The 14780-nt window shown below is 68.9% G+C and carries 15 protein-coding genes; 8 read left to right on the top strand and 7 right to left on the bottom strand.

What is annotated here, in order from left to right; all coding sequences use genetic code 11:
• From K340_RS27725 to map, 6 genes are all read left to right on the top strand, one after another.
• The coding region (locus K340_RS27725) for a transposase (protein ID WP_037363013.1) at positions 1-290 on the top strand (290 nt) is incomplete at its 5' end.
• Between the two features lie 469 nt (positions 291-759).
• The gene (locus K340_RS0105605; RefSeq protein ID WP_029136003.1) at positions 760-963 is read left to right on the top strand and encodes a hypothetical protein; all 204 of its coding nucleotides are present in this window, start codon (positions 760-762) and stop codon (positions 961-963) included.
• A gap of 35 nt (positions 964-998) precedes the next feature.
• Positions 999-1760, top strand: a complete 762-nt coding sequence (locus tag K340_RS33890) for a winged helix-turn-helix domain-containing protein (protein ID WP_154674089.1) — start codon at positions 999-1001, stop codon at positions 1758-1760.
• 119 nt (positions 1761-1879) lie between these two features.
• Positions 1880-2467, top strand: a complete 588-nt coding sequence (locus K340_RS0105595; RefSeq protein ID WP_037363007.1) for an AMIN-like domain-containing (lipo)protein — start codon at positions 1880-1882, stop codon at positions 2465-2467.
• A 214-nt stretch (positions 2468-2681) separates the two neighbouring features.
• The gene (locus K340_RS0105590; protein WP_154674088.1) at positions 2682-4496 is read left to right on the top strand and encodes a penicillin-binding transpeptidase domain-containing protein; all 1815 of its coding nucleotides are present in this window, start codon (positions 2682-2684) and stop codon (positions 4494-4496) included.
• 33 nt (positions 4497-4529) lie between these two features.
• Complete coding sequence (gene map, locus K340_RS0105585; protein WP_029136000.1) at positions 4530-5396, top strand: type I methionyl aminopeptidase; 867 nt, start codon at positions 4530-4532, stop codon at positions 5394-5396.
• 23 nt (positions 5397-5419) lie between these two features.
• Here the strand turns inward: map and K340_RS0105580 are convergent, their stop codons facing one another.
• The gene (locus tag K340_RS0105580) at positions 5420-5671 is read right to left on the bottom strand and encodes a hypothetical protein (RefSeq protein ID WP_154674087.1); all 252 of its coding nucleotides are present in this window, start codon (positions 5669-5671) and stop codon (positions 5420-5422) included.
• Between the two features lie 382 nt (positions 5672-6053).
• Positions 6054-7274 carry an SGNH/GDSL hydrolase family protein gene (locus K340_RS27715; protein WP_211229276.1) on the bottom strand — a complete coding sequence of 407 codons (1221 nt, stop codon included), beginning with the start codon at positions 7272-7274 and terminating at the stop codon, positions 6054-6056.
• A gap of 176 nt (positions 7275-7450) precedes the next feature.
• Here K340_RS27715 and K340_RS0105570 point away from each other — a divergent pair, with 176 nt between their 5' ends.
• On the top strand, positions 7451-9139 hold the full coding sequence (locus tag K340_RS0105570; protein ID WP_029135998.1) for an HAD family acid phosphatase: 1689 nt from the start codon (positions 7451-7453) through the stop codon (positions 9137-9139).
• A 43-nt stretch (positions 9140-9182) separates the two neighbouring features.
• On the opposite strand, the gene K340_RS0105565 is transcribed toward K340_RS0105570, so the two are convergent.
• From K340_RS0105565 to K340_RS0105555, 3 genes are all read right to left on the bottom strand, one after another.
• Positions 9183-10583: a mycothione reductase gene (locus K340_RS0105565; RefSeq protein WP_029135997.1), complete on the bottom strand. Its 1401-nt coding sequence runs from the start codon at positions 10581-10583 to the stop codon at positions 9183-9185.
• A gap of 13 nt (positions 10584-10596) precedes the next feature.
• Entirely contained in the window at positions 10597-11142 is a 546-nt protein-coding gene (locus K340_RS0105560; RefSeq protein WP_029135996.1) for a YbhB/YbcL family Raf kinase inhibitor-like protein, read from the bottom strand.
• A gap of 83 nt (positions 11143-11225) precedes the next feature.
• Positions 11226-12104 carry an NAD(P)H-binding protein gene (locus K340_RS0105555; RefSeq protein ID WP_029135995.1) on the bottom strand — a complete coding sequence of 293 codons (879 nt, stop codon included), beginning with the start codon at positions 12102-12104 and terminating at the stop codon, positions 11226-11228.
• 91 nt (positions 12105-12195) lie between these two features.
• On the opposite strand from K340_RS0105555, the gene K340_RS0105550 reads away from it, so the two are divergent.
• Positions 12196-12639 carry a MarR family winged helix-turn-helix transcriptional regulator gene (locus K340_RS0105550; protein ID WP_029135994.1) on the top strand — a complete coding sequence of 148 codons (444 nt, stop codon included), beginning with the start codon at positions 12196-12198 and terminating at the stop codon, positions 12637-12639.
• On the opposite strand, the gene K340_RS0105545 is transcribed toward K340_RS0105550, so the two are convergent.
• Both K340_RS0105545 and K340_RS27710 read right to left on the bottom strand, forming a co-directional pair.
• Positions 12623-13435, bottom strand: a complete 813-nt coding sequence (locus tag K340_RS0105545) for a class I SAM-dependent methyltransferase (RefSeq protein ID WP_029135993.1) — start codon at positions 13433-13435, stop codon at positions 12623-12625. The genes K340_RS0105550 and K340_RS0105545 overlap by 17 nt on opposite strands.
• An 83-nt stretch (positions 13436-13518) precedes the next feature.
• Positions 13519-14640 (bottom strand): RIO1 family regulatory kinase/ATPase domain-containing protein, encoded by a 1122-nt coding sequence (locus K340_RS27710; protein ID WP_084614069.1) that lies wholly within the window; start codon positions 14638-14640, stop codon positions 13519-13521.
• Positions 14641-14780: the final 140 nt, after the last annotated feature.

The following is a 14780-nucleotide window of genomic DNA, read 5'->3' as shown; positions in this document are numbered from 1 at the left end:
CCGCCTTCGCGATGCTCTGCGGAGCATCACCGATCCAGGCATCCTCCGGCAAGACCAGCCGCCACCGCCTCAACCGCGGCGGTGACCGGAACGCCAACAGTGCGCTGTGGCGCATCGTGATCACCCGGATGGGAACCGATCAACGCACCAAGGACTACGTCGCTCGCCGCACCACCGAAGGGCTCAGCAAACCCGAGATCATCCGCTGCCTCAAGCGCTACATCGCCCGAGAGGTCTTCACCGCACTCACACCAGCCTCAGCCGTCAACCACCTACCGTCAGCAGCTTGACAACCATAGGAGCATCCTGCGCTGACCTCACCTGTCTGAGCTGTCTGAGCTGTCTGACCCGACCTGTCTGAGCTGTCTGACCCGACCTGTCTGATCTGACCTGTCTGATCTGTCGAGGTGAGCCGCCCGCCGCCTCGAACGCGCCGAGTCGGAGAGTCGGTCCTCGTTGGTGGGCGGGATTCGTTCTGGGAGGCGCCGAGTCGGAGCGTTCGTCCCCGTTGGCGGCTCGACGTGCTGGCAGCGCCGAGTCGGAGGGTTGGTCCTCGTTGGTGGGCAGGATTCGTTCTGGAAGTCGCCGAGTCGGAGCGTTCGTCCCCGTGTCCCCGTGTCCCCGTGTCCCCGTCCCGCGGCCATCGAAAGAATTCTTTCCAAATGCGTTGACAACGAGTCTTTCGAAGGACATGCTTGGAAACAGGTATTGCGAAAGCAATGTTTCCAAGGATTCCGACGTCGACCCGGAGGTCGCGACATGAACGAGCAGACCGTCATCGAACTCGCCCGCAGGGAGACCCTGGATCGTCAGCAGCGGCTCAGCGCTCGCCGCCCGCGGCCGCGTCGCCCGCTGCGGCATCGGGCGGGCGAGACCCTGGTGCGCTGGGGAAACAGGATCGGCGCCCTTGAACAGGCCAGGCTGACCGAGCCGCAGCGGCGGCTCGCCGCAGTCTCCCGGTGAGCATCGTCGCGGTGGCAACGGGGGAGGATGGCGGGATGACGCGAACCTCCGCCGGAGAGCCGACGGCCACCGGGCCGGCATCGGCCCACCGGACCGCGGCCCCAGACGTCGCCACCCCAGACGTCGCTGCCCCTGGCGTCGCTGCCCCGGACGTCGCTGCCCCTGGCGTCGCCAGCCCAGACGTCGCCACCCCAGATGTCGCTGCCCCGGGCGTCGACGCCGCGGGCCGCCGGAACCTGACCGACGCCAAGGAGATCAGGGCGCTGGCGCACCCGGTGCGGATCGCCCTGCTCGAGGCGCTGCGCCGGGAGGGCACCCTCACCGCCACCGAGGCCGGGGACTTGCTCGACGAGAGCCCCGCCAATTGCTCGTTCCATCTACGCACCCTGGCCAAGTACGGCTACGTGGAGGAGGCGCCGGGCGGCACCGGACGGCAGCGGCCGTGGCGTCGGGCGTCGAGGGGCCTGAGTTTCACGCTGGACAACCCGCAGCCGGAGGTGACTGCCGCTGCCGAGGAGCTGGACCGCCAGTTCCGGCAGCGCGATGAGCACGAACGGGAGCGCTGGGAGTCGAGCTGGCGCAGCTACCCGAAGCCCTGGCGGGAAGCGTCCTTCAGTTTCCGCGGCGTCGTCTACCTGACGCCGGACGAATTGCGCGAGGTGAACGCCGCCATCCTGGCCGTCATCGACGGGTTCGAAGAACGCACCGAGGATCGGTCCCAACGACCCGCCGGCGCGTTCCCGGTGTCGATCTCGGCCGGCGGGTTCCCACTGCCGCTGACGAAGCACGGCAACTGACCCTGGGGCCGGTTCGGCGCATCGGGTTCGTGTCCGGATTGTCGCGAAACCGAAACCTGTCGGTGTGGCACCGGACAGCCCATCGAGCGTCTCTAGTGGGTGTCCGGAAGGAGGACACCATGAACCACCTTTCCCTCGCCCGGCGCGTTGTGGGCGTCATCGCCCTGGCCGCCGTCGTCGCCGCCGTCCCGGTCGTCGCCGCGGATGCCGGAGTAAACGGTACTGCGGCCGCCGGCTGCGCCACGGTCCACTGGGGGTCATTGCCGAAGACCGGAAGTGCGACCACTTCGGAGGCAGTGAGCAACGTCCGCGCCGGCCACCATGCGTGCTACGACCGGCTGGTCGTCGACCTCGGGCCGGCCGGGGTCGGCCGCCCGGGCTTCGACGTGCGGTACGTCCCGGCCGTCAGGGCTGACGGATCGGGCGCGCTGGTGCCGGTGCGCGGCGCCGCGGACATCCAGGTCGTCGTCCGGGCGCCCGCCTACAACGTCACCACCGGTAGGCCCACCTACCGGCCGGCGAACCCTCGCGAGCTGGTGCCGGTGGCCGGCTGGCCGACGCTGAAGCAGGTCGCATGGGCCGGCAGCTTCGAGGGCACCACCACGCTCGCCGTCGGTGTCCGCGCGCGGCTCCCGATGCGGGCGTTCGTGCTGGACGGACCCGGTCTCGGGCACCGCCTGGTGGTCGACATCGCTCACCACTGGTGACGGCGATCCTCACTTGCGCTGAACGAGCAGCGCTACGGGTTCGACCTCGCCTTGGCGCTGGTCCGGACTGGAGCTGCTGATCACCCGGCCTGGCGCGCCGGGCCTGTTTGTCAGGTCCGGCGCGCCGGGCGCGGTTACCGGGTCCGGCCGATGCAGCACAGATACTGAAGCTGTGGTGTCCGTGCACAGACGAGGTCTTCGGCTCCTGCTGCCGATGGTGTTGATGCTGGCCGTCATCGCCGGTTGCACGCCCGGCAGCGGTGCCGAGAAGTCGCCCGATCCGCAGACCGAGTTGGATCAGTTCATCACCTATCTGCAGTCGGCCGAATGGGACAAGGCCGCGGCGCTGACCTCCGATCCGGGCTCGGCCGGGCAGATGCTGCACGCGGTGCTGACCGATCTGAACCCGACGGACCTGCAGATCGCGCCGAAGGCCTGGAACCGGACCGACGACGCCACCGCCGAGATTCCGGTCAGCTACTCCTGGCAGCTGCCGGACGCCGGCATCTGGACCTACGACGCCACCTGGAACTGGCGATTGATCGGTTCCGGCGAGAAGGCCAGATGGAGCCTCGACTGGTCACCGACGGTGCTGCATCCCGAACTCGGCGCCCAGCAGACCCTGGCGGTGCGCACCACCGACGCGGACCCCGGCACCCTGGTCGATCGGAACAACCGGCAGATCCTCTCACCGGTCACCGTGTATGCGGTGCAGGCCAACCGCACCAAGATCACCGATCCGACGGCGACCGCGAACCGGCTGGTGTCGATGCTCAAGAAGTTCGACCCGACGCTGCAGGCGGCGGCCATCGTCGACGGCATCAAGAAGTCGGATGCCTCGATCGGTTACACGGTGATCAACCTGCGGGAGAACGAGTTCACCACCGTCCAGCAACAGCTCGCGACGATCCCCGGGCTCAGCTTCCCTTCCCAGGTACGCAGTCTCGGCCCGACCAAGGACTTCGCCAGGACGGTGCTCTCCCAGGTCGAGCCGGTGGCAGAGCAACTCGGGGCCGGCAAGGCCGGCTGGCGGATCGTCTCCGTCGACTCGACCGGGGCCGAGGTCAAGACGCTGACCGAGAAGGCGCCGACCGCCGGGGCGAAGGTGATCCTGACGCTGGACATCGGGATGCAGGAAGCCGCCGAGAAGGCCCTGTCCGCGGTCAAGGAACCGGCCACCCTGGTGGCCATCCAGCCGTCGACCGGCGAGATCCTGGCGGTGGCGCAGAACGCGGCCGCCAACGCCCAGGGATCGATCGCCCTGACCGGCCGGTACCCCCCCGGGTCGATCTTCAAGATTGTCACCGCCACCGCCGCGATCGACCACAAGCTGGCCACCCCGACCACCGTCGTGCCGTGCCCGGGGGAGTGGACCATCAATTCGCGCCCGGTGCACAACGAAGGGTTCGAACTCGGCGACGTGCCGATGCGGCTGGCGTTCGCCAAGTCCTGCAACACGACTTTTGCGCAGCTGGCCAGCCAGCTGCCCAAGGACGCATTGTCCGAGACCGCCGAGCAGTACGGCATCGGGCTGGACTTCGTCATTCCCGGGATCACCACCCTCACCGGAAAGATCCCGGTCGCCGACTCGACGGTGCAGCTCGCCGAGGACGGCTTCGGCCAGGGGCTGGATCTGGTGACGCCGTTCTCGGCCGCGTTGATGGCGGCCACCGCGGCCACCGGCAACATGCCGATGCCGACCTTGATCCGCGGCCAGAAGACGACCGTGGACCGGCCGGCGCCGGCCCGTTCGGCGGCCGCCCGCAGCGGGCTCACGACGATGATGCGGGCGGTGGTGACCGAGGGGACGGCCACCCTGCTGCAGTCGGTCGGGACCTCCGCGAACCCGGTGTCCGCCAAGACCGGCACCGCCGAGTTCAGCGACGACAAGGGCGACATCCATGCGCACGCCTGGACGGTAGGCTCCCGCGGTGACGTCGCGTTCAGCGCGCTGATCGTCGGCGGCGACAGCTCCAAGCGGACCAACGAGGTGCTCAAGGACTTCCTGGCCGCCGTCCCCGCGAAGTGATCCGGCACGTGACGCGGCAGTAGTCTGGCGCGCATGCCGTCAGCCATCCGTCGAGAGCCGATCACCCCTGGAGTCATCGGGCCCGAGCGCCGGGTGCCGGCCGGGATCCCCCGACCCGAGTACGTGGGAAAGCCTGCACCGCAACGGGACAGCGGCTCCTGGGTGCAGACCCCGGAGACGATCGAGAAGATGCGGGTCGCCGGCCGATTGGCCGCCAGGGCGATGGGCGAGGCCGGCAAGGCCATCGCGCCGGGCGTCACCACCGATGCGCTGGATGCGATCGTGCACGAGTACCTGTGCGATCACGGCGCGTACCCGTCGACGCTCGGCTACCGGGGGTTCCGCAAGTCCTGTTGCACCTCGCTGAACGAGGTGATCTGCCACGGCATCCCGGACTCGACGGTGATCCAGGATGGCGACATCGTCAAGATCGACGTCACCGCGTACCTCGACGGGGTGCACGGGGACAATTGCGCCACCTACCTGGCCGGTGACGTCGCGCCGGAGGTGCGGTTGTTGGTGGAGCGCACCGAGGAGGCGATGAACCGGGCGATCAAGGCCGTGGCGCCCGGCCGCCAGCTGAACGTGATCGGCCGGGTGATCGAGTCCTACGGGAAGCGCTTCGGCTACGGGGTGGTCCGCGACTACACCGGGCATGGCATCGCGCAGACCTTCCACTCCGGGCTGGTGGTGCTGCACTACGACGATCCGTCGGTGAGCACCGTGCTGGAACCGGGGATGACGTTCACCATCGAGCCGATGATCACCCTGGGCGGGATCGACTGGGAGCTGTGGGCCGACGACTGGACGGTGACCACCACCGACCGGTCGTGGTGCGCCCAGTTCGAGCAGACCATGGTGGTCACCGACACCGGCGTCGAGGTGCTGACGGCTCCCTGACTGAGCCGGCGCCAATGCCTACGCTAAGAACCGTTGTACTGCTCGGCGGAGATGTACGCCCCGGTGGTCGCGTCCATGAAGTACTCCATGACGCCCGGTTTCGGCGTCGGAATCGGTTCGTAGGTGACTCCCGACGTCGGCGACCCGGGGCCGACTGGACCCTCCGGCACATCGGTAACCGCAACGACCCACACCAGGCGAGTGGCACTCCCACCATCCGTGAACATTTCCAGCGAGCACGACAAGTTCGAGCCCTGCGCGAGCGCGATCGACATCGGGCCGTCCTTGATGGCGTTCCCCAACGCTGCGTCGGCGGATACCAAGGAGGACTTGTCGACCGTCGGGCCGGGAGCAGCGAAGGTTATTCCCGGCGGCGTTACCGGTGGGCGTTGGGTGACTGGGCATTTCGCCGATGGCGTCGTGGCCGAAGACGACAGTGCACCTGGGTCAGTTGTCGCTGCAGGGACCGCCGTGGTTGAGGCCGCCTGAGCCATCATCGGCGTTGACCCGGCGCCAGCGCCGCTGTGGGGGCTCTGCGCACATGCCGACGTGAGCAAGCCGAGCACCAGAACAGGTGCCAGGCTCACGAACCCGAATCGTCCCATGACCAAATGACGGAACGACCGGCCGCAAAAGGTTGCACGGTCGGGTTCCACCTCAGCCGCCGAACGCACTCCAGGCCTTCGCGCCCCATGAGCCGATGGTGGCGGCGGCGGAGCGGCCCGCGTCGGCTACCTTGCCGCCGGCCTCGACAGCACGATCCTTGACCTCGCCCGCCACCTGCTGCGCGCGGTCGACCGAACGGTCGACGAACCCGGCGGCCGTCGCCTGAGCCTTGCTCCAGGCCGCGTCGACGGCGTCGATGCTCACCCGGCTGGTCAGGTCGACGCCGGCCTTGGCGGCCGCCGCCTTGGCCGGTGCGGTGCTCAGATCCGGTTTGACGAAGTCCTTGGGCTGGATCGAGGCGTCCGCTTCGGCGTAGCCGCGCTGCTGGGCGGCCAGCGCGCCGGCGGAGGCGGAGGCGGCCGCCAGCACGGACGCATCGACCGTCAGCGCGTTGCCGGTGAGTCGCGGGCTCACCAACGGGGTGTAGCCGCTGGCATGGCCGGTCCGGTTCGGGTGGAACGATTCGCTGATCGGCCAGGACAGGCCGTTCAGCCACTCCGGGTTGCCGCAGACCGCGTGCCCGATGAACCGCGAGGCCGGGTTCGCGAAGCCGAACCCGGCGTTCGCGGCGGCGGTGGCAATCCTGGAGTTGAGCAGATCGGCGGTGGCGTTCAACCGGGACTCCTCGGCGGGGGAGAACCAGGTGCCGGCGTTGCAGTCCTCACCGTTGAAGATGCGCGGGTAGCCGACCACGACCACGGTGGCGTTCGTCGCCCGGTTGCGGATCGCTGAGTAGAGGGAGGACAGACTTCCCGGCAGGCTGCCGTTGATGATCGACTGCGCCCCGTCGATCGCCCGGTTGCAGTTGCTCATCCAGCCGGGTTTGGCGCACTCGGTGAGCACGCTGGCGAAGCCGGCATCGTTGCCGCCGACGGAGATGCTCACGTAGCGGGTGCTGCCGCTCAAGGCGCCGAGCTGGGTGTTCTGCACGTCCGGCACCCTGGCGCCGGAACAGGCCCGGAAGTTCAGTGCATAGCCGCGGGCGGCGGCGATCAGCGAGGGATAGGCGTACACCGACCGCTGGCAGCTGGTGCCGTCGTCGATGAACGTACCGGTGCCGACCCCGGACGAGTAGGAGTCGCCGAGCGCCACGTACCCGGCCGCGGACGCCGCGGACGCCGGGGTGATCGCGGCGGCGGCACCGACCAGGGCGAGGACGGCGGAGGCCGCGGCGACCACAACCCGTCGCGGGATCGCCATTCGGATCGTCAACGGAGCTCCTCGGTTACCGGTCGGTAGCGGACCCGATCAGTCTTCCAGGCCCTCCCGACAGTCCGCTCGATGAAACCCCGCTCGGCGTTCGGGGAGAACTCCCCATTGACGCGGTCGGCGCCCTCGTCAGGCCGGTTCCCGGCGAGTAGCGTCCTCGCCGGAAACCAGGAGGTGTCATGAACACACGCTTCACCAGCCGGCTCCGCCGGACCGCCATCGTGGCGGTCACGGCAGCCGTCATCCCCGCCCTCGCCGCCCTGCCAGCGCAGGCCGCCACTCAGCCAACAACCGGCCACGACCGGGGCGATGACCACGGCGCCAGCCGGCAGCTTCCGCAGCACACCAATCGACTCGCGCCGCGGACGAGTTTCACCATGGCGGCCGACGGATCCAGCGGCAGCACGGTCGGCGGCGAGGGCATCCCGAACATCGACTCGGTCAAGTCGACGATCCGTACCTACTACGGCGCCGACTCCACCGGGCTGGCCAACCACGAAACGTCCCCGTACATCAGCGAGATGGACCGGACGATGGCCAAGCAGGCGACGGAGCTGGCCAAGCTCTACCGGCAGGCCGCCAGACACGGCAAGAAGCCGGCGATCGTGTTCGACGCGGACGACACCACGCTGATGACGTACGACATGGAAGACAACGCGATGCACTTCAACTTCGATCCTGCGTTGCAGGACGTGTGGGTGCAGCAGCGCAAATTCCCGGCCACCCCGGCGATGGTCAGCTTCGTCACCGCGGCCCAGGACGCCGGCTTCGCGGTCTTCGGGCTCACCGGGCGCAACGACGATCAGAAGGTCGCGACCGTGCAGAACCTGAAGGACGTGGGGTACACCGCGTTCACCGAGGACCGGTTCTTCACCAAGTGGACGGGGGTGGGCGCGAGTCTGCAGCCGGACTACATCAGCTGTGCGGCTGCCAAGTGCACCACGGTCGAGTTCAAGGCCGGCACCCGCAAGCACATCGAGTCGATGGGTTACGACATCGCGCTGAACGTCGGCGACCAGTGGTCGGACCTGCAGGGCGGCTACGCCGACCACATCCTGAAGCTGCCGAACCCGACCTACTACCTGCCATCGCCCGACCTGCCGGGCAAGCACGAGCCATGGCTGGCACCGCGCACCCACTTCACCATGCAACCGGACGGGACCAGCGGTAAAACCGTTGGCGGGGAAGGCATTCCGAACATCGACTCGGTGAAGGCCACGATCCGCACCTATTACGGCGCCGGCTCGACCGGGCTCGCGAACCATGAAACGTCCCCCTACATCGCCGAGATGACCCGGCTGACGAAGACGATCACCCCGGCGCTGCGCACGGCGTGCGCGGTGGGCAACAGGTTCGGCCTGCGGCCGGCCATCGTGCTGGACGCGGACGACACCACGTTGATGACGTACGACATGGAGGACAACGCGATGCACTTCAACTTCGCTCCTGCCCTGCAGGACGTGTGGGTGCAGAACAAGATGTTCCCGGCCACCCCGGCCATGGTGTCGCTGGTCAACGCGGCCGACAAGGCCGGCTGCACGCTGATCGGGCTCACCGGCCGCAATGACAACCAGAAGGCCGCCACCATCGGCAATCTCACCGATGTCGGCTACACCGGGTTCACCGAGGCGAACTACTTCACCAAGTGGACCGGTGTCGGCGCGAGCCAGCAGCCCGACTACATCCAGTGCGCGGCCGCGAAGTGCACCACGATCGAATACAAGTCGCAGACCCGCAAGTACGTGGAGAGCAGGGCCGGCGGCCACTACACGATCGTGGCCAACTTCGGCGATCAGTTCAGTGACCTGATCGGTGGCCATGCGGCGGCGTCCATCAAGCTGCCGAACCCCACCTACTACCTGCCCTGACCTTCGGGCCGGCAGCAGAGCTGCCGCGATCCGGGCGCCGCGTTCAGTCGGTTGCGGCGTCCGGATCGGGCAGTTGCAGCAGGGCGTTCTCGACCAGTTCGGGCAGGGCCGGATGGATCCAGTACTGACCCCTGGCCATCCGGTGCGCCGGCAGACCGAACGACATCGCCTGGATCAGCGGCTGGATGACGGTGGCCGCCTCCGGCCCGATGATGTGTGCCCCCAACAATTGTCCGGTCTTCGGGTCGGCCAGCAGTTTGGCGAACCCGGTGGTGTCCTCGCGGGCCCAGCCGGCCGCGATGCCGGCGTATTCCTGCCGGGCAATCGCCACCTCGATGCCCTGCTCGGCGGCCTGCTGCTCGGTCAGGCCCACGGTGGCGATCTGCGGCTCAGTGAAGACCGCGGCGGGCACGAACCGGTGATCGGAGCTGATCGGCGACTCCGGGTGCAACACGTTGTGGAACACCACCCTTGCCTCGTGGTTGGCCACGTGTTTGAGCGGGTAGTGGGTGGAGATGTCGCCCAGCGCCCAGATGCCGTCGGCAGTGGTCCGCTGTTGTTCGTCGACCACTACCCGGCCATGTTCATCGAGGTCGACACCGGTAGCCGCGACGTTCAGTTCGTCACCGTTGGGCCGGCGGCCGGTGGCCAGCAGCAGCAGGTCGGTCTCCAGCTCATCGGGCCCGTCCGGACCGGTGATCTGCAGCCGGATGCCGGCCGAGGACTGCTCGGCCTTGGTCACCGTGGTGTCGGTGCGGAGGTCGTATTCGGCCGCCGCCGCCGTGGTGAAGGCCGCAGAGATGTCCGCGTCGTGATGCGAGAGCAGGTGCGACTTGCGGACCACCTGGGTGACCTGGGTGCCGAAGGAGGCGAACACGTGCGCGAACTCGGCGGCGATGTAGCCGCCGCCGATGATCACCATTCGCTGCGGCAGGGCGTCGAGCCGCATCACCGTGTCGGAGGTGTGGAAGGTGACGCTGTCCAGTCCCTCGATGTCAGGGAGCACCGCCCGGGAGCCGGCCGCCAGAATCCAACGGTCGGCGGTGATCGTCTCGGACTCGCCCGAATGCAGTGCCACCGCAAGGGTTTTCGGCCCGCTGAAGGTGCCCCGGCCGGCGTAGACGGTGATGTTCGGCGTCCGGTCGCCGCTGCGGTAGGCGCGGCCCGCGGCCTCGATCGCATCGATCCGGCCGAAGATCCGATCGCGCATGCCGGGCCAGTCGACCGCGTCGACGTGGGCGGTGACTCCGAGCCGGCCGGCATCGACCGCGCCGTGGGCCAGATCCGCGGGATGCACGAACATCTTGGTCGGGATACAGCCGACGTTCAGGCAGGTGCCGCCGAACTTGCCGTCCTCGACGATGGCGATGTCCAGGTCGTCGTAGCCGTCCGGGATGCTGTTGCCGGAGCCGGTGCCGATGATGACGAGATCGTGATGGGGCATCGATGAGCGCCTGTCAGTACTGGAAGGTGCCGTGCAACACTGCACGACCCAGGGTGTGGAACGCCAGATGGAACGACACCACGGCCGGCGTTGTTCCGCCGTCGACGCCGAGTGTGTCCATTGCCTCGATGTCCGTCGCGTGCACCACGAAGAAGTAGCGGTGCGGCATGTCGCCGGGCGGCGGCGCGGCGCCGTCGTAGCGCTGCTGCGAGAAGTCGTTGCGGACATGGAAGGCATCGCCCGGCAGCAGGTCGTCAGCGGCGCCGGCGCCGGCCGGCAATTCGGTGACGGTCGCAGGCAGGCCCACCGCGCACCAGTGCCAGAACCCGGACGGCGTGGGCGCGTCCGGGTCGAAACAGGTCACCACGAACGAGCGGGTGCCCTCGGGTGCGCCGGACCAGGCCAATGCGGGCGAGACATTCCGGCCGCCGGTCGAGTCATGGACCTGCAGCAGGTCAAGGGGTCGGCCGTCGGCGACATCCTGGCTGGACACCGAGAAGCTGCCGACGGCGGGCAGAAGCGGGTACGGATCGGGGGTGACGGGCCGGTCGAGACTCACTGGAACACGCTCCTTGACGACGACGATCTGCTCGCCGTGGACGCTACGCCACCCTGATCACCACCCGACGATCATCGCAGTGCTCACCGTGGTCGGCGTCCGGCCTGGACGGCTGTGCGGAATACGTCGGCGTTGCGCTCGCACCAGTCGCTGAACGACCGTGGCGCTCGTCCGAGGATCCGCTGGACGTGTTCCGTGCGCACGCCCGCCACGTCGGAGCGCATCAATCGAAGGCCTTCGACCAGCGCGTCCGCGAGCGCCGGCGGCGCGCCGTTCGGGTAGCGGAACCGCACGGCCTCCTCGGGCGTCCGGACATCCCGGATCTCGATCTCGATGCCCGCGGCCGCGGCGAGCACGGCCGCTTGCTCGGTGACCGTGAGCGGCTGGTCGCCGGTCAGGACGGCGGCGCCACCGACACGACCCGGCTCATCCAGCGCGACCGCGGCCACCGCGGCGATGTCGTAGGGATCGATCAGCGCTGCGCGTCCGGGACCCACCGGGTCGAGCACGTAGCCGCCGGCGCGCAACGTTGGCAGCCAATCCAGCGTGTTGCTCATGAACCCGCACGGCCGCAGGACAGTGGCGGGGATTCCCGCGGCTCGCACCAGCTCTTCGCGGTCGTGGTGCCAACGCCCCATCGCAGGCATCGGGTCGGCGGCGACGGCGTAGCTCGACAGGTAGACGACATGCCGTACACCCGCGGTCCGCGCCGCAGCCAGGGCGTGACGCGCCGGCTCGTGTCGGATGCCGGGCACCAGCAGGAAGAGCCGGTCGACCCCGTCGAATGCGGCCGCGAGTGTTGCCGGGTCCTCCAGGTCGCCGACGACGTGCTCCACGCCTTCCGGGAGCCCGGTCGCTCGTTCGGGACTGCGGACGAGCGCCCGGACGCGCTCTCCCCGTGCCGCGAGCATCCCGACGAGTTCGCGACCGACGTGGCCGGTTGCGCCGGTAATCACTATCATCAACTACCTCCATCGTTTACCGGTGAACGACTTGGACGTTAACCGGTTAACGACGTAGCGTCAATGCTTCGCACGAGAGGAACAGCAGTCGATGCCCGAGCTCTTGGATCTGTACGGCAAGACCTCCAAGGCGGTGCAGGCAGCCACCGATGCGGCGCTGCGCCGCCATGGCCTCCGTCTCGGGCAGGACCATCTCCTCGCGGAGCTGTGGGCCACCGACGGGCTCACCCCTGGTGAGGTCGCGGCGCTCGTGGGCGTCACCACCCCCGCAGTGACCAAGACCGCCACGGTTCTGGCCAACGCCGGCCTGCTTGTCCGGAGGCCCGACGCACGTGACAGACGGCTCGTACGCCTCTGGCTGACGGCTGCCGGACGCGCCCTCCAGGGTCCGGTCGAGGACGAGCGCCGCAGGCTCGACGACGCCCTCAGCGGGGCCTTGACCGCGACCGAGCGCGAGCTCTTGATGACGACGTTGGCGACCGTGCGGCGCGTTGCGACCGACCTGCTCTCCGCGGAAGCTACGCCACGCGGATGACGAGTTCTCCGTGCGGGACGAGCAGCCAGCCGTCGGGCGCCGCCGCCCAGCGTCGCCACGCATCCGAGATCCGCTGCAGGTCGTCTCGGCCGGCCCGACCGGAGGCGACCGCCTGGTCGGCGAACGACGAGGCCAGCACCCGATCCGCCCACATGCCGCCCCAGTCGGCCCGGCCCGCCGGATCGGCATACAGCCACACCGACGCGGTCGGCTCGATCTGCCCGGGGTCGAACCCGGCGGCCAGCGCCCACGACAGCAACCGCCGTCCGGCATCGGGTTCGGCGCCGTTGCTCCGCGCCACCGCCCGGTACAGCGCCAGCCACTCGTCCAGTTCCGGTACCTCGGGGAACCAACTGAACGCGCGGTAGTCGGCGTCCCGCACCGCGACGATCCCACCGGGCCGGCAGACCCGGCCCATTTCCCGGAGCGCGCCGACCGGATCGCCCAGGTGCTGCAGTACCTGGTGGGCGTGCACCACGTCGAAGGTGTCGTCGTCGAAGCTCAGTGCCTGCACGTCAGCCACGGCGAACGAGGCGTTCCCGATGCCCCGCGCCGTCAGTTCGGCACGGGTGAGATCCAGTGCTGCGTCGGTGTTCTCGACCGCCGTCATGGTGCCGGGTGCGACCAGCTCCGCCAGCTCGGCGGTGATCGTGCCGGGTCCGCTGCCGACGTCCAACACGTCGAGCCCCGACCGCAGGTGGTGCAGCAGGTAGCCGGCCGAGTTCTCGGCGGTGCGGGTGCGGTGCGAGCGCAGCACCGACTCATGATGGCCATGGGTGTAGCGGACGGTCGACATGGACACGACGCTACCGCGGCTCCCGTTGGATGGGAACTGAATCTCAGTATCTGAACTCGCCGCGCCCGAAGACTGCAAGCTGGTCACTCGTCCCATTCCCTGTCGTCGAGTTCGGCGTAGTCATAGTCGTCGTCTCTCGCCGCGTCCTCGTCGGAGCCGGAACTGATCGGCGGCAGCGGCAGCGCCGGGATCGGCGGCGGCGCATCGGATCCGGTGGCCAGCAGCCACAGGTGCTCGGACAACTTGTCGGCGTCGGCCGCGAGGACGCCGCGGCGGACGAAGAACTCGGAGATCCGTCGGCAGTCGCGCTGCAGATACTGCTGACCCTGCGGATTCGCGATCAGGTCGACCACCTGCGGCAGGTCGATCACCGCCGCGCCGTCGGCCGTCACCAGTACGTTGTACGGCGAGAGGTCGCCGTGGGTGCGCCCCGATTCGGCCAGGATCTCCAGCGTCCGGACGAGGTCGTGCCACAGCTCGGAGAACTCGCAGGTGTCGCCGTCGTGGGCGGCCAGTCGCGGCGCGGCGGTACCGTCCGGGTCGCCAAGGAATTCCATCATCAGCTCCGACCCGATCAGCTGCACCGGGTACGGGACCCGGCCGCCGGCGCGCCAGACCTGCGACAGCGCGGCGAATTCGGCCTCGGCCCACCGGCCGGACAACAGGTCGCGGCCGAACTGGGAGCGCTTGGCCATCGCCCGCATCTCCCGGGACCGCCGGGTTCGGCGGCCCTCCAGATACCCGGCGTCGCGATGGAACATCCGGTGCTCGGCGCTGCGGTAGGTCTTGACCGCGAGCAGACAGCCGGGACCACCGGGCACCGAACGGTCGAGCAGGCCGACGTCCGCTTCCTTGCCCGATTTCAGCGTGCCGAGCCGGGTGTCCCTGGCGTTCAGGTCGGTCACCACCCAGTCGGGCACCGGCTTCGGGCCGCGGACGGCGACGTCGTAGGACGACAGCGGTGCGGGTTCGTCGATGGACTCGCCGGCCAGGCCCCCTTCGACAACGTCGAGTTCCACTTCGGAACGGCCGGATCTGCCCTCGCTGACGAGCCGCGGAGCCGAACTCTGCGGTCGGTCGGCCCGTCGCCGCCGCCCGTTGTCGGTGTCGTCGTCATCGGTGTCGTACTGCGCGTACTTGGTGTACGGGTCGTCCGGATCCAGCTCCGGATCATGATCGTCGAACGGCGGGGTGCTGCGGGACATCTGGGCTCCTTGACAAGGACCCACCCGGGAGGCTGCGCCGACCGGCGCGGGGTATCGCTCAGACCGAGGTGGGGGAGGACTGGGACGGGGCTGATCCGCTTCGGACCGTCATGGTGAGCCTCCTCAGGTGTCCGGGGCTC

Source organism: Nakamurella lactea DSM 19367 (assembly GCF_000426645.1).
Classification (GTDB): Bacteria; Actinomycetota; Actinomycetes; order Mycobacteriales; family Nakamurellaceae; genus Nakamurella; species Nakamurella lactea.
Note: the sequence above shows the minus strand (reverse complement) of the source record. Positions and strands in the feature narration are given on the sequence as shown.